This window comes from Phytohabitans rumicis (genome assembly GCF_011764445.1).
GTDB lineage: Bacteria > Actinomycetota > Actinomycetes > Mycobacteriales > Micromonosporaceae > Phytohabitans > Phytohabitans rumicis.
The window spans coordinates 8,323,863-8,344,446 of record NZ_BLPG01000001.1; the positions used below are offsets into that span (position 1 = coordinate 8,323,863).

Consider the following 20,584-nt stretch of genomic DNA (forward strand, 5'->3'; position numbering starts at 1 on the left):
GATCGCCTCCCGGACCAGCGCGTGCCGGAAGGCGAACTCGTCCTCGCCCGACTCGACCAGCACGCCCCGGGTGACCAGGTCGCGCAGCACGCCGATCAGCTCGTCCTCGGTCGCCCCGGCCACGCCCGCCAGCAGGTCGAACGGGATCCGCTGGCCGAGCACGGCGGCCGCCTCGACGATGCGGTGGCTGACCGGGTCGAGGTCGTCGACCTGGCGGCGCAGCACGTCGGCGAGGCTCCACGGCAGCGGCTGGTCGACCAGCGCCTCCGAGTCGAGCCCGGGAAAGCCGCGCAGCAGCTCCTCCAGGAAGAACGGGTTACCGCCGGTGCGGTGGTGCAGCGCGGCCGCGGCCCGGGGGAGGCCGGCGCGCCGGTCGCCGCCGCGAGCATCGCCGCGGTCTGCGACGGGCTCAGCCGGTCCAGGCGTACGTGGGTGACGGCGTGCCGGCGTTCCATCCGGGCGAGCAGGCCGGCCACCGGCTGCCGGCGGGTCACCTCGTCCGGCCGGTACGTGCCGATCAGCAGCCGCGGCCCGCGCTGGTCGGCGATCCGCTCGAAGAGGGCCGCGCTCTCCGAGTCGGCCCAGTGCAGGTCTTCGAACACGAGCACCGCAGGGGCGTCGCCGACCAGGTCGGACACGATGGCGAGGCCGGTGTGCAGCCGCTCGACCGGGCTGCGGCGCGGGTCGCCGAGCGCGGCGAGCTGCTCGGCATCAACCTCCGGGCGGGCGTCGATGGCGTCCAGCAGCACCTCGTACGGCCGGGACAGCGAGCCGGGCTCGGCCTGGCCGACCAGGACGACGGTGTCGGGCGAGAGGCGCTCCAGCAGTTCCTGCACGAGGCGGGTCTTGCCGATGCCGGGCTCGCCCGCGATGATCGCGACGGCCGGCTCACGCGCCGAAGCGAGCTGCCCCAACCGGCGCAGCTCGCTCCCTCGCCCGATCATCACCGGGCTGGCACCGCCGCGGATGGTTCGCACGAGGCCAGGGTACCGGCGGGCCGGCCCCGGGCCGCGGGGTCTTGCTTCGCTTGGCGGGCGCGGCGGGCGCGGCGGGCCAGCCGGGCGATGTTCAGAAGGCGCTCCTGGTCGGCCTCGGCGATCAGCTCGCGACGGCGGTCGTTCGCCTGGGCCAGCAAGAGATCCGGGTGCATCATCATGGCTTTTCTCCTTGTCAACCGCTGATGTATCAATCCTCGGTTGGCAAGGGGCCACACACATCGGGAGCGTTTACCTATCTTGGCCGCCCCGCCGGCTTAGCGAGGCGGTGCCGGCCGCCTAAGCACCCCACTAGGTATGCCTAGACGGCCGGCCCACTACTTAGTTAGCTGGTGACTCCGAAGACCACCCGGCTCAGGGTGTCCTCCGTACCCGTGAAGCCCTCATTGGGGTTGAACTCGTCCTCGCCGAAGTCGACGTCGGGATCGTCGGCGGTGCCGCCGACGCCGTCCGGGCCGACGCCGTACAGGAACGGGAAGTTGCCGCCCTGGTCCATCAGGTTGGCGATGTCGTTGAACTGGTCGACGTGCCAGTTGCCGAAGAAGTGCCCGGCCTCGTGCGAGACCACGTTGCCGACCGCCTGCCCGATGAACGCGATGCGGTTGCTCGCGCTGGTCAGGTACGTGTTCAGCGACGCGTCGTCACCGGCCGGGTCGCTCAGCACGTCGAGCAGCACGAGCGCCGACTCTTCGGTCTCGAAGTTGCCCGGGTCGATGGACTGGGCGATGCCGATCGTCGGGATGCCGGACTCGTCGATGGTGCCGCCGACGATGACCCGGCTGACGTTCGCCTGGCCGAAGGTGTCGGCGTGGTCGCGGCTGTTGCGGATCCGGATCTGGAACCGGTTGTTCAGGCCGCTGGCGATGAGGTCCTGGCGCACGTTCTCCGTCACCTCGGCGATGATCGCGTTGATCAGCGCGTTCTCGTCCGCGCGGGTGAGGCCCCAGCGGCCGAGGAAGGCGCTGAACGGGCTCAGCGTGCGCACACCCGGCCCGCCGAACGGGGCGGTGTTGAGGCGGGCGCCGTCGAAGTCCAGGAACAGCGTCTGCACCGGCGGTGCGCCCTCCAGCGCGGGCCGGAACGCCTCGACGGTGATGTCGTAGTTGCCGCTGCCGGAGCTGACCGCGACGTAGTGCAGGCCGGCCTTCTCCGCGACGTAGTCCACGACCGCGTTGCCGCCGCCGGGCAGCGGGGTGTTGGCCGGGTAGATGAACGACGCGTCCTGGGACGAGCCATGCACCAGTCGCGGCACCGTGTCGTACACGCTGAGCACGGCCGGCGAGCCGGTCACCGTGGCGCCCAGCACGTCGCCCTTGCGCAGCCGTACGGCGAAGAAGTCCACATCGGCCTCGCCGACCAGGATGGTCACGTCGTACGGGCCCTCGCTGTCGGCGCCCGTGCCGCTGCCGGAGTCGAACGGGTCGTTCGGCAGCGCCAGGAACCCGGTCACGAACACGTAGTACGTGCCGGCGGCCGTGAACTGGAACTGCAGCAGGCTGTCGAAGCCCTCCGGGGTGTCGTCAGCGGCGGCGATGATCTCGCCCGTGGCGTCGATCAGCAGCACCACCGAGTCCAGCGAACCGGTCGGGGTGTCGATGTCGACGGTGATGCTCTCGCCCGCGGTGGCGTCCAACTGGTACACGTCGAAGTCACCGGAGCCGGAGCCGGCGCTGCCGTGCGGACCGTCGCCGATGGTCGCGGACGTCTTGATGCCGTTGCGGGACGAGCCGATGCCGGTGTCGCCGGCCAGCGGGATGGACCCGTCGTCCTCCGCGTTCGCCGGCACGGTGACGGCCGTGACCACCTCGGGCGAGAGCGTGCCGAGCACGCGAGCCCGCGGGTTCTGCCGGTTGGCGGTGCCGAAGCCGGGCACCGGCTGGGCGGTGGCGGGGCTGTCGTTGGAGCCGCGGATGCCGTCCGGCTCGTCCTCGTCGACCAGGATCGGCGAGGCCGCCGCGAGCGCGCGAAGCTGCGCGGCCTTCTGCTTGGCGCGCTCCTTGCCCTTGGCCGCGAGGTACTTGTCCCAGGCCGCGAGGTCGGCCTTGGCCGGGTTGGGCAGCAGCGACAGGTACGGGTTCGCGCCGGGCGGCGCCTTGGCCGTGACCGGCGCCTTGTCGGCGACCTGCAGACCGGCGGCGAGCGCCTTCCGGTCGTCGGGACTGGGCTTGGCCGCCTGTGCGGACGCTTCGCCCGGTGCGAGAGTTGCGGCCGCCAGCACGCAGGCAGCCAGCATCGCGATGGTTCGACGCATGGTGTCTCCCCTTCAGCCAGTCCGAGGCCCCCGCCTCGGACGGCACCGGCGAGACTAGTCACAATGGTCAAGAATAGATAGATATTTCAATAGTTCGTCATCACTTCAGTCCGGTAGCCGACGTATCAGCCCCCGTCCACGCTGGGCGGGTGCAAGGTACACGCATGCGCAAGACCCTCGCCGTGGTGCTGGTCCTTGTCCTCGTGGGCCTGGGTGCGCCCGCTCGGGCGGATGCCGGGCGGGCCGGATTCGACCTGGTCGCGGCGTGGAACCGGCTGGCGCTGGACGCCGTCCGGGCGCTGCGCGCGACCGACGCCGACGCCGCCCGGCTCTACGCGATGGTGAATGTGGCGATCTACGACGCGGTCAACGGCCTGGCGGGGGACCGGGCGCCCGCGCTCGTGCCGGAGCCGGGGCCGCGCGGCGCCGACACCCGCGCCGCGGCCGTAGCCGCCGCGCACGCCGTGCTGATCCGGCTCGACCCGGACCGCGCGGCGGCGTACGACACCCGGCTCGACGCGGACCTCGCCGGCCTGCGTCCCGGACCCCGGCGCGTCGAGGGGGCGCGCTGGGGCGGGCAGGTCGGCGCCCGGGTGGTGGCTGCCCGCACCGGCGACGGGTCCACGCCGGTGCGGGCCCAGCCGGCCGGCACCGGGCCCGGCGTGTTCCGGGCCGCCTGGTCGGGTGTGCAGTATCGGGACGTGCGGCCGTTCGCGGTCGCCGACCCGGTCGCGCACGTGCCCGGCCCGCCGCCGGCACTGGACACACTGGACTATGCGGCGGCCTTCGCCGAGGTGGCCCTGCTCGGCGACGCCGCGATCCCGGCGGACGACAAGCTCGCCACCTACCAGTTCTGGTCGCTGCCCGCCGGTTCGGCCCAGCCGGCCGGCGCGTGGATCGGCATCGCGCTCACCGTCTCACCTGGACTGTCCATTGCCGACGGTGCGCGGCTGCTGGCCCTGCTGAGCATGGCGCTGGCCGACACGACCGTGGCCACGGTGCGTACCAAGTTCGACAACCGCCACTGGCGGCCGACCACCGCGATCCGCGAGGCCGACACCGACGGCAACCCGCTGACCGCGCCCAACCCGGCCTGGTCGGCCCGCGCCGGCAGCGCCGGCGGCACGCCGGAATACGTCTCCGGCCACAGCTCGTACAGCGGCGCGGCCGCCGCGGTCCTGTCCGGGTTCTTCCGCGAGGACCACATCGGATTCGAGTACGCCACGGACAGCGCGCCGGGTGGTGTGGCGCGTCGCTATCCGAGCTTCTCGGTCGCGGCCGCCGAGGCTGGGCGGTCCCGGGTCTTCGGCGGCCAGCACTTCGAGTTCAGCAACCAGGCCGGGCTGGCGCTCGGCCGGAGTGTGGCCCGCGAGGTGTTAACCACCCGCCTGCTCCCGCGCTGAGTGCAAGGAAGGGCACCCTGTTATCGCTTTTTGCATAGCAGGGGGCCCTTCCTAACGCCTGGTCCCTACTGGAAGTCGGGGGTCCAGATGCGCGCTTTGTAGAACTCGGCACCGCCGCGCGTGCGGTCGGCGGAGGCGGAGAAGCGGACCGTCGGGCTGCCCCAGGTACGGGCGCCGGTGTTGTCGGCGCGTACCGAGATGGCCTCGCCCGACGAGTGCCGCACGTACGCCTTGACCCGCGTCTCGCTGGAGATCTTCCGCTTGCTGAACGACCCACCGGCGGTGCTGATCTCGTACACGCCGTCCGTGGCGGTGCACAGCATCCGCTGCGTGTTGCTGTAGTCCGGCTGCAGGTCGTGCCCGAGGTTGCTGCTGCCCAGGCTCACCGCGGCGCCGTAGTGCCGGATCCGGGTGCCCCGGCCCGAGCCCTCCACGGCGTACCCGCGCACCGTGCCCTTGCCGATCGCCCACAGCAGCTTGTACGTCGGGTCCCACAGCACGCCGTGCGCGCCGGCGAGGTTGACCGTCTGCACCTTGGCCAGGCTGGCGAGGTTGCTGACGCTGCTCGGGGCGTACACGGTCAGATGGCCCGCGGAACTGGCGACGACGACGGAGCCGTTTCCGGGAATGCGCTCGATGGCATGGGGATTGCCGCCCGGCGTGGCCTGCCACTTGAGGTCGTTGAGCTCGGTGTGCTTCTCGCTGCCGATGTTGATGATGCCGGCCTTGCCGCCGGACGCCACGACCAGCGCGATCCAGCCCTGCGCCGCCGTGCTGCGGATCTTGATGTCGGACAGGTTGGCCCAGGAGCCGCCACCGGGGCTGAAGCTCCAGTGGATGTTCGCGTCGCTGAAGGCGCCGTTCTTGTGAAAGACCAGCACCCTGTTCTTGACCTGCTCGGTCGTGGCGACGTAGTAGCTGGTCGCGGCCTGGGCCGGGGTGTTGCCGAGGAGCGCGGCGGACGGGCCGGCGATGGCGCCGGCGGCCAGGCCGCGCAGGATGGAGCGTCGCTGCATCAAGAGCCTCCCATGATCATGATGATGCGGCGAACAGTGTGCCACGAACCTGCTATCCCATGTTTGACTTATATAAGTGGGCGGTGGCATAGTCGCCAGTGTGCACGCGTTCGACGTCCTCGGTGACCCGGTGCGGCGGCGGATCCTGGAGCTGCTCGCCGCGGGGGAGCAGACCTCCGGGGCGCTCACCACGGTCATCCAGGCGGAGTTCGGGATCTCCCAACCGGCCGTGTCGCAGCACCTGAAGGTGTTGCGGGACAACGGATTCGCGACCGTCCGGGCCGAGGGCACCCGCCGTCTGTACACGATGGACGCCGCGCCCCTGCGGGAGGTCGACGCGTGGCTGGACCGGTTCCGTGCCTTCTGGAACCAGCGGTTGGACGCGCTGGCGACCGAGCTGGCGCGCGGAAAGCGAGAGCGGAGAAGACAGCGATGAGGGACATACTCGATGAGCTGACCGCCGTACACCGGGAGACCGGTCACGGGCGGATCCCGGCCGGCGAGGGCCGCACCGTGGTGCTGCGCCGCCGGTACGACGCGGAGATCGACGACGTCTGGGACGCGATCACCGATCCCGAGCGGATCAACCGCTGGTTCATGCCGGTCACCGGCGAGCTCAAGGTCGGCGGCAGCTACCAGCTCAAGGGGAACGCCGGCGGCGAGATCCTGCGCTGCGAACCGCCCCGGCTGTTGAAGGTCACGTGGGTGTTCGGGGAGAACCCCACCGAGAAGGACGTGACCGAGGTCGAGGTGCGCCTGGCGCCCGGCGGCGACGGTGCGACCGAGTTCGAGTTGGTGCACACCGCCGTCGTACCCGAGGAGATGTGGTCGCAGTACGGGCCGGGCGCCACCGGCGTGGGCTGGGACCTCTCGCTGCTCGGCCTGAGCATGCACCTGCGGGGCGAGTCGATCCCGGACCACGAGGAGTTCGAGTCCTCGCCGGAGGCGCGGGAGTTCAGCACGCGCAGCAGCCAGGCGTGGGGCGAGTCGCTGCGGGCGTCGGGCGCCAGCGACGAGCAGGTCGCGGCCGCGGTCCAGGCCACCACGCAGTTCTACGCACCTTCGGCGTAGCCGCCCACCAGGATCTGGCCCGCGTCGTTGATGTGACGCCCAGCGCAGCGGTGACCGCCGCCCCCTTCACGTGTGCTCCGGCGCGTGTTGGCCTACTCCCCAGTAGGGCGCCCCTGTTGGGGCTGGGGCGTGAGGAGGGGCGCCTGTTCCTTACCAGGCGGTGATGGGGGCGCCCTCAAGGCCGGGTAGTCAAGGATTCCTGGGCGCTGTCAAGCCGCGCGGCTGATCGCTTCCCGAGCGTTGGAGCCGACGCCAGCCTGCGGTGATCATGGAGTTAGCCGCAGGGAAAGGGCTCTCCCCGGCGCCAACTTCATGATCACCGCAGGAGCCAAGGCGGGGTAGATCTAGACGAGTTATGGCTGACATTGAGCCCTAACTTGTCTAGATCTACTGCCAGCTTCGACTTGGCTGGGGGTGGGCCGGGCCTGTACCCGGATGTATCCGATATAACCGGCTGCTGGATCTGGGTCCGCCGACTGGGCCGGTGGTGTGTTCGGCGGCGGGGTCGACGTATGCCGTGACTGTGGTGAGCAGTTGCCCCTGGGAGGGCAATTTCTCGACACAGTCGCCAAAGTCGAGGGCGATGGCCGCGTCACATCAGCGCTTGACATGGACCTGATTCCCTTAACTACCCGGCCTTGAGGGCGCCCCACTCACGCGCCAACCCCCAACAGAGGCGCCCTACTGGGCGGTAACGGGGGGTTTGGTGGCGGCCGACCGTTTCGCGTCGCGTGCACCATGTGTCGGCGCGGTTGGGCTGCCCGCTTGGGCGTGCTCGCCACACACCCGTGCCGGTCTGGGCGCCGCCCACGCCCGTCGATCAAGGAATTCTGCGTCGATCAAGGGCAAACGGCCGTGGTTTGGAGATCAAAGCACGGCCGTTTGCCCTTGATCGGCGGGGCGAGCGGGGCGGGCGGGGCGGGCGGGGCGGGCGGGGCGGGCGCGGCGTGCGGGCCAGGGCGGGCGCGGGGGCGCGGGCCTGGGTGGGCGCGGGGCGAGGCCGGGCGGGCGCGGCGTGGGCGCGGGGGCGAGGCCGAGCGGGTGCGGGTGCGGGTGGGGAAGGGGCCGCGAGGAGGGCCGGGGCGGGCGCGGCGAGGGCCGGGATGGGCGCGGCCAGTAGGGGTGTTACGCGGTGGGGACGAGGCAGGCGCGTTGGGTGGGGATGGGCGCCTCGGCGTACGCCAGCGCGACGGCCTCGCGGGCCCAGCGCATGCGGGCCGCGGCGGTGTCCGGGTGGTCGCCGAACTCCTGCGCCATCCGGGCCAGGCAGGCGGCTTCGCCGAGGCGGTCGAGGGTGCGTATGACCGCGGCGCGTACGTCCTGCGGAGCGGGGTGCTGCGAGTACTGAAGGTCAGAGGCGAACAGCGCCTCGCATCGGTGTGCCAGATCCACTCTGTACGTAACTGCGTACATGACTACCCACCAGGTCCGTCCACTTCTTCGGTTGTCTTCGATTCTCCCGAGCGGGTACGACACTTTGCTCCCCGAAACGCGCCACCCGCCGGCCCTGCTATGATCCTCCGCGATCTGATCAAATATCAGAACCTGGGGAGCAAGGATGCCGAACGAAGAGGGTCGCGGTATCGGCGAGACGCTGCTGGTGGGCGGACTGCTGGTGGCGTTCGCGGTGCTGGTGGTCGTCCTCCTCTACCTAGCACTCGCGAACTAAGACACCGTCTTCAGCTCCACGATCCGGGCCACGTAACGGGTCTCGCCTACGTTCGTCAGGGTGTGGGTGTCGCCCGGTGGACGGAAGACGACGCCGCCGGTCGGCTCGGGCGCGTCCCGCAGCTGGCCGTCGGCCGTCTCGACCAGGTTGATGGCGCCCTCGATCGCGATGACCAGGTACGGGTGCTCGTGATAGTGCAGCGGCTGCGTTTCCCCGGGACCGAGCGCCACCTGCCACACCCGGACGTGCTCGTTCTCCAGGATGATCCGGTAGCCGACCGGGCCAAGCTCCGTCACTAGGCGTCCTTCTCGTCGAGCCGGGTCATCTTCTGGATGACGCGGGAACGGGAGTTGTGGATGTGTACGCGCAGCGCCTCGGCGGCCGCCACCGCGTCGCGCGCCATGCAGGCCGCCAGGATGGCCTGGTGCTCCTTGAGCCGGTCGGCCTGGGCCTCGGCGCTGCGGGTGCCGGCGAAGCGGTAGCGCTCGCTGTTCTGCCACACCGGTTCGAGCGCGTGCAGCAGCCAGCGGGAGCCGGCCGCGGCGTAGATCGCGAAGTGGAAGTCCGTGTGCGCCTGCCGCGCGGTCACCTGGTCGCCGATCTGCGCGGCGTTGACGTGCCGGTCCAGCGCGGCCTTCGCCTTCTCGGTGTCGCGGTCGGTGAACCGCGGTGCCGCGCGCTCGACCGCGGTGACCTCCAACAGGAGCCGCATCTCGTGCGTGTCGTGGGCGTCGTCGAGGGTAAGCTCGCGTACCCAGGCTCCTTTGTGGGGGATCACCTCGACGAGCCCCAGCGACTCCAGCCGGCGGATCGCCTCGCGGACGGGCATCATGCTCATCCCGAGGCTGTCGGCCAGGTCGGTGAGGCGCAGCGGGGATCCGGCGCCGAGGTCGCCAGCGAGGATCGCCTCGTGCAGCTGCGCGGTGGCGGCGTCGGCGAGCGTGCGGTGAGTGGGGGGTGCCGGCCTGCCCGGGGGCATCAAGCCCTCCTAGATCAAATATCAAGCGGAATTGTCATGCCTCTGCCAAGCGGGCCCGATGCTACCTCATGGCGCGCTGGGAAGATCTCTGGCGGTGGTCATGGCCGGCCTCCGCGCCTGGCCGGCAAGTGTTAGGAGGGGGCCCTTCCTATGCAGAAAGCGTTAACAAGGTGCCCTTCCTTGCATCAGTGCCTGCGTAAGCTGGGTGGGTATGCGATATGTCGACGGCTGGCGGGAAAAGTTCCACCGCTACAGCACCCGGCTATACGGCCCGAGCCGCGGTACGACGCCGCTGAGCTGGATCGGTGACCAGCGCATCGCGGTCGGCCACCTGCCCACCGCCGCGACCCTGCTCCGGTTGGTCGACGACGGCGTCACCCACGTCGTGAACTGCCGCTCGACCCCGCAGACGTGGATTTCCCAGGATCTCGCCGCGGAGCGGGCGGTGTTCGGGCCGGCGCGGGTGGTGCACGCGCCGATGTGGGACTTCGGCCGGCCGCAGCCGCCGCGCCTGTGGTCGGGGGCGGCGCTCTTCGCCGCGCGGGTGCTCACCGACGACCCGGACGCCGGGGTGTTCGTCCACTGCCAGCAGGGTCGCCGACGGTCCATCATGCTCGCGTACGCCGTGCTGCGGCTGCGCGGGCTCGGTGCCGACGACGCGGTCGACCTGCTGTCGCGGCACCGCGTCGAGGCCCGCATCGTCGCCGCGTACACCGCCAGCGTCGAGCGCTGGCTGAAGGCGGGCGCGCTCCCGATCGGCAGGCTGCGCCTCTTGAATTAACAGGAAACCTTACTTACTGTTCTGCCCATGCGCAGACTGTTCGGCGCGGGCGTCGCCATCGCCACGCTCCTCGTCGCCGCCGCCGGGACACCGGCCGCGGCGTCGTCATCCCACCGCGACGGGTACGTCAAGGTCGGGTACTTCACGCAATGGGGCATCTACGGCCGGGCGTTCCCGGTCAAGAAGCTCGACACGTCCGGCGCCGCAAGCCGCCTCACCCACGTCAACTACGCGTTCGGCAACGTCAGCCCGGACGGCCGCTGCTACGTCGACGGCGGTCCCGGCGAGGGCGACTCCTGGGCCGACTACCAGCGTCCGGTGCCCGCCGAGGAGAGCGTCGACGGCGTCGCCGACACCTGGGGCGAGCCGCTCAACGGCAACTTCGGGCAGCTGCAGAAGCTCAAGGCCAAGCACCCCGACCTGAAGGTGCTCATCTCGCTCGGCGGCTGGAGCTGGTCGACGTACTTCTCCAACGCGGCCCTTACCGACGCCTCCCGCAAGGCGTTCGTGTCCTCCTGCATCGACCTCTACCTCAAGGGCAACCTGCCCAACCCGGACGGCGGCTCGGGCGGCCCCGGGGCCCTCGCCGGCGTCTTCGACGGCATCGACCTGGACTGGGAGTGGCCGGGCTCGGACGGGGAGCCGGGCAACGTCGTCCGCCCCGAGGACAAGCAGAACTTCACCCTGCTGGTCGCCGAGTTCCGCCGCCAGCTCGACGCGTTCGGCCGCTCGTCCCGCAAGCACTACCAGCTCACCGCGTTCCTGCCGGCCGCGCCGGCGACGATCGACGCCGGCTTCGAGGTCCGGAAGATCTTCAAGTACCTGGACTTCGGGACCCTTCAGGGGTACGACTTCCACGGCACCTGGGAGGCGCGGGCCAACCAGCAGTCGGCGCTGCGCGTACCGGCCGGGGCGCCTGACAACCCGGACTTCTCCGTGGAGAACACGGTGAACGCCTGGCTCCTGCGCGGCGCACCGCGCGGCAAGCTCGTGGTCGGCATCCCGTACTACGGCCGCGGCTGGACCGGCGTCACCGGCGGCACCAACGGCCTGTTCGGTACGTCGACCGGGCCCGCGCCGGCCACCTTCGAGGCGGGGTACGAGGACTACAAGAAGCTCAAGACCTTGCCGGCCAACGGTTTCACCGTCCACCGTGACCTCCGCGCCGGGCACGCCTGGCTCTTCGACGGCACCACCTTCTGGACGTACGACGACCCGATCGTGGTGGCGCAGAAGTCCCTGTACATCCGCGCCAAGGGCCTGGGCGGCGCCATGGTCTGGTCCCTGGACGGCGACGACGACCAGGCCACTCTCACGAAGACCATCTCCCACACGCTAGGCCGCTAGTTCTTATTGCGTCGATCAAGGGCGAACGGTCGTGGTTGGATCTCCAATCCACGGCCGTTCGCCCTTGATCGACGTCGAAATCCGTAGGCGAGGCTAGCCAGCCAGCGTCGTAACGGGGGACACCCCGTACTCCCGGCGGTATTCGGCGGCGAAGCGGCCGAGGTGGGCGAAGCCCCAGCGGTGCGCGACCGCCGCGACAGTCACCTCGCCCGGCGCGGCCCGGCACAGGTCCGCGTGCGCGCCGGCGAGGCGCAGCCGCCGCAGGTACGTCATGGGCGGCACACCGACGTGCCGGTGGAAGCCCTCCTGGAGGGCGCGCACGCTCACGCCGGCGATCCGGGCGAGGTCGTGGGCGGTGAACGGCCGGGCGGGGTCCGCCTCCATCGCGTCGAGCGCCCGCTTGACGTGGCGGGGCCGGCTCGGTGCGGCCGCCGTCCCACGGTACGGGTGGTCCGCGGCGAGCAGCAGTCCGGTGAGGACGCCCTGCCATATCCGGCTGGCCATGACCGGCTCATGGATCAGGCTGTCCTGGTCGCGCAGCTCGGCGCAGACCAGGCACAGCAGGCGGGCCACGCTGCGACCGGCACCGGTGGTGACGTCAATGCTCGCTGGCATCCCGGGAGTATGCCGGGCGAGCCCGTGGGTGGTGTAGGACAAGGGGTCCTTAGGACAATAAGTTCTTCGCGTCGCCTTTTGGCGCTACCCGAGTCCGCGTCCGCCCGGTTAGGGTGGTCGCAATCGCGATCATGAAGGGAGCGCCGTGTTCGTCGATATGCCGCTGGACGAGCTGCGCCAGTACCTGCCCACCCGGGACGAGCCCGCCGACTTCGACGCGTTCTGGACGGCCACGCTCGACGAGGCCCGGGCCGCCGCCACGCCGGCGACGTTCCGGCCGTACGACAGCGGACTGTCCACTGTGGAAGTGCATGACGTGACGTTCAGCGGCTTCGCCGGCCAGCCCATCAAGGCATGGTTCATCGCGCCGCGCGGCGCCACCGGCCCGTTGCCGTGCGTCGTGGAGTTCATCGGGTACGGCGGTGGCCGCGGCCTGCCGCACGAATGGCTGCACTGGAGCGCGGCCGGGTACGCCCACTTCGTCATGGACACCCGGGGCCAGGGCAGTGGCGGCTACCTGAGCGGCGACACCCCCGACCCGGACGCGTCCGGCGCACCGCAGACGCCCGGTTTCATGACCCGCGGCGTTCTCGACCCGGCGCACTACTACTACCGGCGGGTCTTCGCCGACGGGGTGCGGGCGGTCGAGACGGCCCGCGAGCACCCGCTGGTCGACGCGCGGCGGGTGGTCATCGGCGGCGGCAGCCAGGGCGGCGGCATCACCCTCGCGGTGGCAGGGCTCGTCGACGGGCTGGTCGCGGCGATGCCGGACGTGCCGTTCCTGTGCCAGTACCGGCGCGCCACGGAGATCACCGACGAGTACCCGTACCAGGAGCTGAGGACGTACTGCAAGGTGCACCGGGACCAGGTCGAGCAGGTCTTCGACACGCTGCGCTACTTCGACGGGGTGAACTTCGCGGCGCGGGCCACCGCCCCGGCGCTCTTCTCCGTCGCGCTCATGGACGCGGTGTGCCCACCATCCACTGTGTACGCCGCGTACAACCACTACGCCGCCGACAAGGACATCAAGGTGTGGGCGTACAACGGGCACGAGGGCGGGCAGGCGTTCCAGCGGCAGGCCCAGATCCGGTACCTGGCCAATCTGATGTCAGTGTGACTCCCGGCTGACCCTGTCCCCACTGGAGCCCACCAGGAAGTCCAGATCGGCGCCCTTGTCGGCCTGTAGCACGTGGTCGATGTAGAGCCGCTCCCAGCCGCGCGCGGGGGCGGCGGCGCGCACGTCGGCCGGTTGGCGCTGTCCCAATTCCACCGTGGACAGTTCGACGTCGAGGCGGCGGGCGGGCACGTCCAGCACGACGATGTCGCCGGTGCGTACGAGCGACAGCGGGCCGCCGATCGCCGCCTCGGGTGCGGCGTGCAGCACCACCGTGCCGTACGCCGTACCGCTCATCCGGGCGTCGCTGACGCGTACCATGTCGCGGATGCCCTTCGCGAGCAGCTTGGCCGGCAGCGGCAGGTTGCCCACCTCGGGCATGCCCGGATAGCCCTTGGGCCCGCAGCCGCGCAGGATGAGCACGGACGTCTCGTCGACGTCCAGATCCGGGGAGTCCAGCCGGGCGTGCAGGTCCTCGACGCTGTCGAAGACGACCGCGCGGCCCCGGTGCCGCAGCAGTTCCGGCGACGCGGCGGCCGGCTTGATGACGGCGCCGTCGGGGGCGAGGTTGCCGCGCAGGACGGCGATGCCGGCGTCCGGCAGCAGCGGATCGGCGCGGCGGCGGATGACGGACTCGTCCCAGATTTCGGCGTCGGTGAGCTGCTCGACGAGCGGGCGGCCGGTGACGGTCAGCGCCTCCGGGTCGAGCAGATCGCGCACCTCGTTGAGGACGGCGAGGAGTCCACCGGCCCGGTACATGTCGTCCATGAGGTGGCGGCCGGCCGGCTGGAGATCGACCAGCAGGGGCACGCCGGAGCCCGTACGGTCGAAGTCGTCCAGCGTCAGGTCGATGCCGAGCCGGCCGGCGATGGCCAGCAGGTGGACCACGGCGTTCGTGGAGCCGCCGATCGCGGCCAGCGTGACGATCGCGTTCCGAAACGAGCCGCTGGTGAGAATGGTGCTCGGCCGGCGGTCCTCGGCGACCAGCTCGACGGCGAGCCGGCCGGTCTCCTGCGCGAGCGCCAGCAGCCGGCTGTCCGGCGCGGGCGTGCCGGCGATCCCGGGGACGGTGGTGCCGAGCGCCTCGGCCATGCAGGCCATCGTGGACGCCGTACCCATGGTGTTGCAGTGGCCCTTGCTGCGGATCATGGCGGATTCGGACCGCAGGAACGCCTCCTGCGACAGCGTGCCGGCGCGGACCTCTTCGGACAGTCGCCACACGTCGGTGCCGCAGCCGAGCGGGGTGCCGCGGAAGTGCCCGGTGAGCATCGGCCCGCCGGGTACGACCACGGCGGGCAGGTCGACGGACGCGGCGGCCATGAGCAGGGCCGGGATGGTCTTGTCGCAGCCGCCGAGCAGGACGACGCCGTCGATGGGGTTGGCCCGCAGCATCTCTTCGATGGCCATCGCGGCGAGGTTGCGCCAGAGCATGGCGGTGGGGCGGACCTGGGTCTCGCCGAGCGAGACGACCGGGAGGTTCAGCGGGACGCCGCCGGCCTCGTGGACGCCGTTGGCGACGCTGCGGGCGACCTCGTCGAGGTGGGCGTTGCAGGGGGTGAGGTCGGAGGCGGTGTTGGCGATGGCGATGTGGGGCGGCCGGTGAAGGCGGAGTCCGGGAGGCCGCGGCGCATCCAGGCGCGGTGGATGTACGCGTTGCGGTCGGTGCCGGCGTACCACTGCGCGCTGCGGAGATCCATGACGCGAGCGTACCCACGCCGGCCCTGAGGCCCTCAAGATCGCGGTGATCAGGGAGCAGCTCCGTCGACACGCCGCGACCCGCCCGAGCTACTCCCTGATCACCGGGGAGGGAGGGGTGGTCACGCGGAGGCGGCTTCGTCTACGGCGGTCAGGAGGGCGGCTAGGGAGTTGGGGGCGTCGTGGCGGATGCCGTTGACGAAGAACGTCGGGGTGCCGGCCACGCCGCTGCGTACGCCGCTGCCGAAGTCGCGCCGGATGCGGTCCAGGTAGAGGTGGCCGTTCAGGGCGCGGCCGATCCGCTCGACGTCCAGCCCGATCCGGTCCACGGCCAGCGCGAGGTGCAGCGGCTTGAGCTGGTCCTGGTGGGTGAACAGCCAGTCGTGCATCTGCCAGAAGTGCCCGCGGGCGGCGGCGGCCTCGGCGGTCTCGGCGGCGATCTCGGAGTACGGGTGGACGTCGGTCAGCGGGAAGTGCCGGAAGACGAACGCGACCGTGGTCGGGCGCTGGCGCAGCACCTCCTGCACGATGACGTGCACCGCGGCGGACTCGGGGCACTGGTAGTCGCCGTACTCCACGAGCGTGACCGGGGCGTACGAGCTGCCGAGGACGTGGTCCTCCTCGGTGATCGGCCCGCGGAGCCGGCTCATTGTCAATCGGAACGGATCGCTCATGTCGGAAATGGTCGGACCGGCGCGGGTGAGGGCGCCTCATTCCGGACGGGTGAGCGCGGGCAGCAGGTGCCGCACGTCGGCGGGGCCCTCGGCGAGGGCGACGGCCCGCCGCTCGGTCTCCTGGTCCGCGCCGGTCATCCGTTCGCCGTGCTGGCGTTGGTGCTCGTCCCACGACGCGAGCTGGTAGACCTCGACGAACCGCTGCGGCTCCTCACCCACCCGGAACAGGCCCCACCGCATGGCGCCGGTCTGCTGGCGCGACCCGCGTACCTTCCGCATCGCCTTGACGAACGCCTCCTCCTGTTCCGGGCGCACCGTGTAGACGGCGGTGACCAGCACCGGTCCGGCGTGCGGGTCCGGGTCGAACGCCATCCGCAGCTCCGGCCAGACGGTGGCGCGTTCGCGGTCCACGCCGCGCAGGTCGGGCAGCGGCCGGACCGCCATCCACATCGCGTCCAGGAGCATCAGGGCCGCCGCGGCGATGAACGCGTTGACCAGGCCGGCGGCCTCGGCGAGCAGGCCCCAGGCGAGCGCGCCGAGCGCCTGCCCGCCGGCGAAGACGACCTGGTAGACGGCGAGCCCGCGGGCGCGTACCCAGCCGGGCAGGAAGAGCTGCATCTCGGCGTTCAGGTTGGCCAGGACGATCACCCAGGCGGCGCCCGCGGGCACCAGCGCCGCCGCGACGATCGCGAGGTCGCGGACGGCGGCGACGACGAGCAGCACGCCGGCGAAGAGCGACCCGGCGGTGGCCAGGAACTGGCTGGCCGAGACCTTGCCGCGCACCCACGTCAGGGCGAGCCCGCCGCCGATCGCGCCGATGCCGAGCGCGCCGAGCAGCACGCCGTACCCGTGTGAGCCGGTCCCCAGCAGATGGCGGGCGACCAGCGGGAGCAGCGCCCACAGGGCGCTGCCGGGCAGGATGAAGAGCACCACCCGGCGCAGTAGGCGGCGGACGGCCCGGGAGTGGCGCACGTAGCGGCCGCCGGCCCGCAGCGCGGCGGTGAAGCGTTCCGGCTCCGCGACCGACCGGGTGTCGCCGGGGCGCCACCGCACCAGGGCCGCGGCGAACGCCAGGAACGAGACCGTGTTCAGGGCGAACACCACGGTCACGCCCGTCTCGGCGATGAGCAGGCCGGCCACCGCCGGGCCGATCGCGCGGGCGACGTTCACGCTGATGGAGCCCAGGGCGGACGCGGACCGCAACAGGCCGCGCGGCACCAGTTCGGGGATCGAGGCCGCCCAGGCGGGCAGCGTGAGCGCCTGGCCGGTGCCCAGCGCGAACGTCAGCGTCAGCAGCAGCGGCGCGCCCATGTGCCCGGTGGCGGTCAGCACGGTCATGATCAGGCCGACGCAGGCGAGCGCGAGCTGCACGGCGATCAGCAGGTGGCGCTTGTCGAACGCGTCGGCCAGCACCCCGGCGGGCAGCGCGAGCAGCAGGATCGGCAGCATGCTCGCGGTCTGCACGAGGGCGACGGGGGTGGCCGCGTCCGACTCGCTGACCAGCAGCCACTGGGCGCCGACGGTCTGCATCCAGGTGCCGATGTTGGCCGCCAGCAGGGCCAGCCAGAGGTTGCGGTAGGCGGCGATGCGCAGCGGCGCCCACGCCGTTCCTTCCCGCGTTGCGGTCACCACCGTCCGTCGGCCCGCAGCACCCTCAGGTCGGAGACGTACGGGTCGTCCGCGTCCAGCATCAGCAGCCGGACGACCTCCCGGGCCACCTGGGCCGGTGGGGTGTAGACGGTGTCGAGAAACTCGGCGCCCACCCGTTCCTGCAACCGGGTCGGCATCGGGCCGGGGTGCAGCTGCATCACCTTGATCCCGTTCGTGCCGGTGGCCTGGGCGAGCGACTCCACCAGGCTGGCGCCGAAGCACTTGGTGGCCCGGTAGACCGGGATGCCGGGCCGCGGCACGTCCACCGCGACGGCGCCGACGTACACGATGTTGCCGTGGCCGTGCCGGTGCATGCGGCGCAGCGCCTCCCGCAGGACGTACGCGGTGCCCAGCACGTTGACCTCGACGGCCCGCTGGATCGCCTCCGGCGCCAGGTCCTCCAGCCGGCCGCCGATCCACCTGGCGGCGCAGTGGACCAGGCCGTCCAGCTCACCGCCGATCTCGTCGAAGGCGCTCCGCACCTGGTCGTACCGGGCCACGTCGCACGCCATGCCGTCGCAGCCGAGATCGGCCGCGACCTGCTTGACCTCCTCGGGCTGGTCGCCGAGCACGACGACCCGGTGGTCGGGGACGAGGATCCGGGCCACTTCGAGCCCGAGACCGCTGGTGCCGCCGACAACGACAAAAGTCCTCACACGGGCCAGGATCACCGCCGGAAAGGTGACGCGAGCTCACCCAAGCTGGGTGAGATTAGATGAGGCGCAGCTCGCGCCCGCGGCGTACGGCATCGCGCCGGCGGGTGGCCGCCAGCTTGCGGTAGATGTTGCGCACGTGGGTCTTGACCGTGTTGACCGACACCGACAGCTCCCGCGCGATCTCCACATTGGACAGCATGCTCTGCAGGTAGCGCAGCACGGTCAGCTCCCGGTCGGTCAGCGCGTCGCCGGCCGGAGCGGCGGCCTCCGGCGGGCCGGGCTCGACCGCGGCGACCAGCGCGGACACCAGCGGCCAGTGGGCGGTACCGGCGTCGAGATGGTCGGCCAGCATCTCGCGTACCTCCGGACCCGCCCGGGTGAACACGTACCGCAACCCTTCCGGCTCGGCCAGCCGCAGCGCGGCCTCCAGCGTGCGCGCGGCCCGGCGGTGGTCGCCGGCCCGGCGGGCGGCGACCGCGTCGAGCACGCCGGCGTCGACCCGGACCAGGAGTGGGAGGTCCGGCGCCGCCGGCAGCGCCCGCGCGGCGGCGACCGGGTCGCCCGCGCACAGGTGGGCGCGGGCCAGCGCGAGCCGCGCCGCATGCCCCTCCGCGCCGCCGAGCAGATCGCGCGCCGCCACGGGGTCGCCCTGCGCGGTGCGCAGCTCGGCCTCCGCGGTGGCCAGCCACCGCGCCACCCCCGGCGGAGGCTCGGCCAGCTCGTCCCGGGCCGCGGCGAGCGCCCGGTAGCCCGCGGCCGGATCGCCGCGGGACCGCAGCAGCTCCGCGCGGAGCATCGCGGCGAGCGCGACCAGCGCCGGCCCCGGCCCGTGCGGCACGAGCGCGACGTTGGCCTCCGCGTCGGCCAGCCGGTCGCGGTGCAGGGCCACGACCGCCAGCGCCAGGTGCGCGAAACCACGGTCCATCTCCGAGTACGCCGGCGCGGCCAGCGCCGTGCGAGCGATCTCTTCGGCGGCCCGCAGCTCGCCGCGTACCGCCCGGACCAGGGCGAGCCGGCTGGCGCAGGCGAGCCGGGCCCGGGACAGTCCGGCGTCCCGCGCGTCGGTGAGCCCGCTGGTCAGGGCCGACTCGGCGGCGACCAGGTCACCGGCGTCCAGCTCGGCCACCGCGATCGCGGTCAGCGCGACGGCCCGCGTGCCGGCCTCCGCCGGGTCGGTCAAGCGCACCAGGTCCAGGAGCCGGCGGGCGGCTCCGAGCACCGCGTCCCGGTCGCCGCCGAGCTGCGCCTCCGCGAACCGGAGCGCGGCGGCGATCAGCGTGAACCGGGGCTTGCGATCGTCCGCGAGCCGGTCCCGGTGCCGGTGCGCCAGGCGCAGGTAGTCGTCGGCCGTCGCCAGGTCGCGGCCGTCGAGCAGCTCCGCCGCGTACGCCAGGGCCAGCTCGGGGTCGGCGCGCACGGCGTCCGGCGGCGGGGGTGGCGTGGGCGCGGAGGGCACGGCCCGCCGGTCGTACGGCACCAGCTCCGGCCAGTGCCGCAGCAGCACGCTGGTGGCGCGGTCCCAGTCCTGGGCGGCGAGCGCGTGCCGGAGCGCGTCCGGTGACATGTCCCGCGCGGCGTGCCAGGCGGCGGCCCGGCGGTGCAGGTCGGTCAGCTGCTCCGGGGCGTGCCGGCCCAGCTCGGCGCGCAACAGTTCGCCGAACATCCGGTGATAGCGGTACGCCGCCGGCCGAGTCCCCAGCGGCACCACGAACCCGTTGGTGCGCTCCAGTTCGGCCAGCACCCGAGTGGCGTCGTGCCGCCCGGTGAGCGCGTCGGCGAGGTCGCTCCAGACGCGTTCCGCGATCGAGGTGCGCAGCAGCACGTCCCGCACCTCGGCGGGCTGCCCGCGCAGCACCTCGTTGACCAGGTAGCCGGCCACGCTCGGGTCGTCGCCGCCGAACCCGGCGATGTACCGGTCCGGGTCCGGGTGGGCGCGCAGCGCGCGCGCCGCGAACCGCAGGCCCGCGGGCCAGCCCTCCGTGCGTACCTGCAGGTCGTCGACCTGCCGCCGGGACGCGGGTACGCCGTGGCGGGCCAGCAGGGCGGCCGTCTCCTCCCGGGTGAAGGCGAGGTCGTGGGCGGCCAGCTCGGTGAGCCCGCCGTCGAGGCGCCAGCGGTGCAGCCCGAGCGTGGGTTCGGCGCGCGCCCCGACGACCAGCCGCAGCCGCCCCTCGGCGTGCCGCAGCAGGAAGTCCAGGCCGTCCAGCACGCCCGGGTCGGTCACCAGGTGCAGGTCGTCGAGGATGACGACGGCGGGCCGGGTCAGCCGGGTCAGCGCGTCGGCCATCCGTCGTACCGAGTCGCCGCCGCTGTCCACGTCCAGGGTGGCGAGCGCGGCGCGGAGGTACGCCCAGAAGTCCTCCGCGCCGTCGTTCGGCTCCACCGAGACCCAGCCGACCGCGCGTTCCGCCGCCTGCGCGCGGGCCCAGGAGGCCAGCAGCACCGTCTTGCCCCAGCCGGCCGGCGCGGCGATCAGCGACACCGGGCCGCACACCCCGGCGTCGAGCAGCCGCGTCAGCCGCGGCCGCGGGACCAGCACCTCGGGTGGGGGCGGCGCCGTGAGCTTCGACGCCAGCAGGGGGAGGGCATCGTCCATTCGTTCCACCCCCTAGGGAACGAACTCGGGCAAAGCCGAATAAAACTAACACTTCTGGCTCGGCCGCACGGT

General features: G+C 72.1%; 19 protein-coding genes. 6 read left to right on the forward strand and 13 right to left on the reverse strand.

The window, feature by feature from the left end; translation table 11 throughout:
* Positions 1–95 precede the first annotated feature (95 nt).
* From Prum_RS52570 to Prum_RS37710, 3 genes are all read right to left on the reverse strand, one after another.
* The gene (locus tag Prum_RS52570) at positions 96–977 is read right to left on the reverse strand and encodes an AAA family ATPase (RefSeq protein WP_246278357.1); all 882 of its coding nucleotides are present in this window, start codon (positions 975–977) and stop codon (positions 96–98) included.
* Entirely contained in the window at positions 944–1,156 is a 213-nt protein-coding gene (locus Prum_RS37705) for a hypothetical protein (protein ID WP_173081430.1), read from the reverse strand. Before Prum_RS37705 ends, Prum_RS52570 begins: the two co-directional genes overlap by 34 nt.
* Positions 1,157–1,320: 164 nt before the next feature.
* Positions 1,321–3,246 (reverse strand): PPC domain-containing protein, encoded by a 1,926-nt coding sequence (locus Prum_RS37710; RefSeq protein ID WP_173081432.1) that lies wholly within the window; start codon positions 3,244–3,246, stop codon positions 1,321–1,323.
* 164 nt (positions 3,247–3,410) lie between these two features.
* Here Prum_RS37710 and Prum_RS37715 point away from each other — a divergent pair, with 164 nt between their 5' ends.
* The gene (locus tag Prum_RS37715; protein ID WP_173081434.1) at positions 3,411–4,649 is read left to right on the forward strand and encodes a vanadium-dependent haloperoxidase; all 1,239 of its coding nucleotides are present in this window, start codon (positions 3,411–3,413) and stop codon (positions 4,647–4,649) included.
* Positions 4,650–4,714: 65 nt separating this feature from the next.
* On the opposite strand, the gene Prum_RS37720 is transcribed toward Prum_RS37715, so the two are convergent.
* A complete protein-coding gene (locus Prum_RS37720; protein WP_173081436.1) occupies positions 4,715–5,665 on the reverse strand; it encodes a DUF6528 family protein in 951 nt (316 codons plus the stop codon).
* Positions 5,666–5,765: 100 nt separating this feature from the next.
* Between Prum_RS37720 and Prum_RS37725 the strand changes: the two genes are divergently transcribed.
* Positions 5,766–6,101: an ArsR/SmtB family transcription factor gene (locus Prum_RS37725; protein ID WP_173081438.1), complete on the forward strand. Its 336-nt coding sequence runs from the start codon at positions 5,766–5,768 to the stop codon at positions 6,099–6,101.
* Positions 6,098–6,736, forward strand: coding sequence for an SRPBCC family protein (locus Prum_RS37730; protein ID WP_173081440.1), 639 nt, complete (start codon positions 6,098–6,100; stop codon positions 6,734–6,736). Before Prum_RS37725 ends, Prum_RS37730 begins: the two co-directional genes overlap by 4 nt.
* Positions 6,737–7,861: 1,125 nt before the next feature.
* Here Prum_RS37730 and Prum_RS37735 read toward each other — a convergent pair.
* From Prum_RS37735 to Prum_RS37745, 3 genes are all read right to left on the reverse strand, one after another.
* Positions 7,862–8,128 carry a hypothetical protein gene (locus Prum_RS37735; protein WP_246278358.1) on the reverse strand — a complete coding sequence of 89 codons (267 nt, stop codon included), beginning with the start codon at positions 8,126–8,128 and terminating at the stop codon, positions 7,862–7,864.
* A 273-nt stretch (positions 8,129–8,401) separates the two neighbouring features.
* Entirely contained in the window at positions 8,402–8,701 is a 300-nt protein-coding gene (locus Prum_RS37740; RefSeq protein WP_173081444.1) for a cupin domain-containing protein, read from the reverse strand.
* Complete coding sequence (locus Prum_RS37745) at positions 8,701–9,384, reverse strand: GntR family transcriptional regulator (RefSeq protein WP_173081446.1); 684 nt, start codon at positions 9,382–9,384, stop codon at positions 8,701–8,703. The genes Prum_RS37740 and Prum_RS37745 overlap by 1 nt, the downstream gene beginning before the upstream one ends.
* A 211-nt stretch (positions 9,385–9,595) precedes the next feature.
* On the opposite strand from Prum_RS37745, the gene Prum_RS37750 reads away from it, so the two are divergent.
* Both Prum_RS37750 and Prum_RS37755 read left to right on the forward strand, forming a co-directional pair.
* Positions 9,596–10,165, forward strand: coding sequence for a protein-tyrosine phosphatase family protein (locus tag Prum_RS37750; RefSeq protein WP_173081448.1), 570 nt, complete (start codon positions 9,596–9,598; stop codon positions 10,163–10,165).
* Positions 10,166–10,192: 27 nt separating this feature from the next.
* Positions 10,193–11,512: a glycoside hydrolase family 18 protein gene (locus Prum_RS37755; protein WP_173081450.1), complete on the forward strand. Its 1,320-nt coding sequence runs from the start codon at positions 10,193–10,195 to the stop codon at positions 11,510–11,512.
* 93 nt (positions 11,513–11,605) lie between these two features.
* On the opposite strand, the gene Prum_RS37760 is transcribed toward Prum_RS37755, so the two are convergent.
* The gene (locus tag Prum_RS37760; protein WP_173081452.1) at positions 11,606–12,127 is read right to left on the reverse strand and encodes a helix-turn-helix transcriptional regulator; all 522 of its coding nucleotides are present in this window, start codon (positions 12,125–12,127) and stop codon (positions 11,606–11,608) included.
* 157 nt (positions 12,128–12,284) lie between these two features.
* Here Prum_RS37760 and Prum_RS37765 point away from each other — a divergent pair, with 157 nt between their 5' ends.
* Complete coding sequence (locus tag Prum_RS37765) at positions 12,285–13,244, forward strand: acetylxylan esterase (protein WP_173084615.1); 960 nt, start codon at positions 12,285–12,287, stop codon at positions 13,242–13,244.
* Here the strand turns inward: Prum_RS37765 and Prum_RS37770 are convergent.
* The 5 genes from Prum_RS37770 to Prum_RS37790 all read right to left on the reverse strand — a co-directional run bounded on the left by Prum_RS37770 (position 13,236) and on the right by Prum_RS37790 (position 20,512).
* A complete protein-coding gene (locus Prum_RS37770) occupies positions 13,236–14,918 on the reverse strand; it encodes a dihydroxy-acid dehydratase (RefSeq protein ID WP_246278359.1) in 1,683 nt (560 codons plus the stop codon). The two genes, Prum_RS37765 and Prum_RS37770, sit on opposite strands and share 9 nt — an antisense overlap.
* A gap of 140 nt (positions 14,919–15,058) precedes the next feature.
* Entirely contained in the window at positions 15,059–15,610 is a 552-nt protein-coding gene (locus Prum_RS37775; RefSeq protein WP_173081454.1) for a DsbA family protein, read from the reverse strand.
* A 36-nt stretch (positions 15,611–15,646) separates the two neighbouring features.
* A complete protein-coding gene (locus Prum_RS37780; RefSeq protein WP_173081456.1) occupies positions 15,647–17,239 on the reverse strand; it encodes an MFS transporter in 1,593 nt (530 codons plus the stop codon).
* Positions 17,236–17,916 (reverse strand): SDR family NAD(P)-dependent oxidoreductase, encoded by a 681-nt coding sequence (locus Prum_RS37785; protein ID WP_173081458.1) that lies wholly within the window; start codon positions 17,914–17,916, stop codon positions 17,236–17,238. The genes Prum_RS37780 and Prum_RS37785 overlap by 4 nt, the downstream gene beginning before the upstream one ends.
* A 55-nt stretch (positions 17,917–17,971) precedes the next feature.
* Complete coding sequence (locus Prum_RS37790) at positions 17,972–20,512, reverse strand: winged helix-turn-helix domain-containing protein (protein ID WP_173081460.1); 2,541 nt, start codon at positions 20,510–20,512, stop codon at positions 17,972–17,974.
* Positions 20,513–20,584 lie beyond the last annotated feature (72 nt).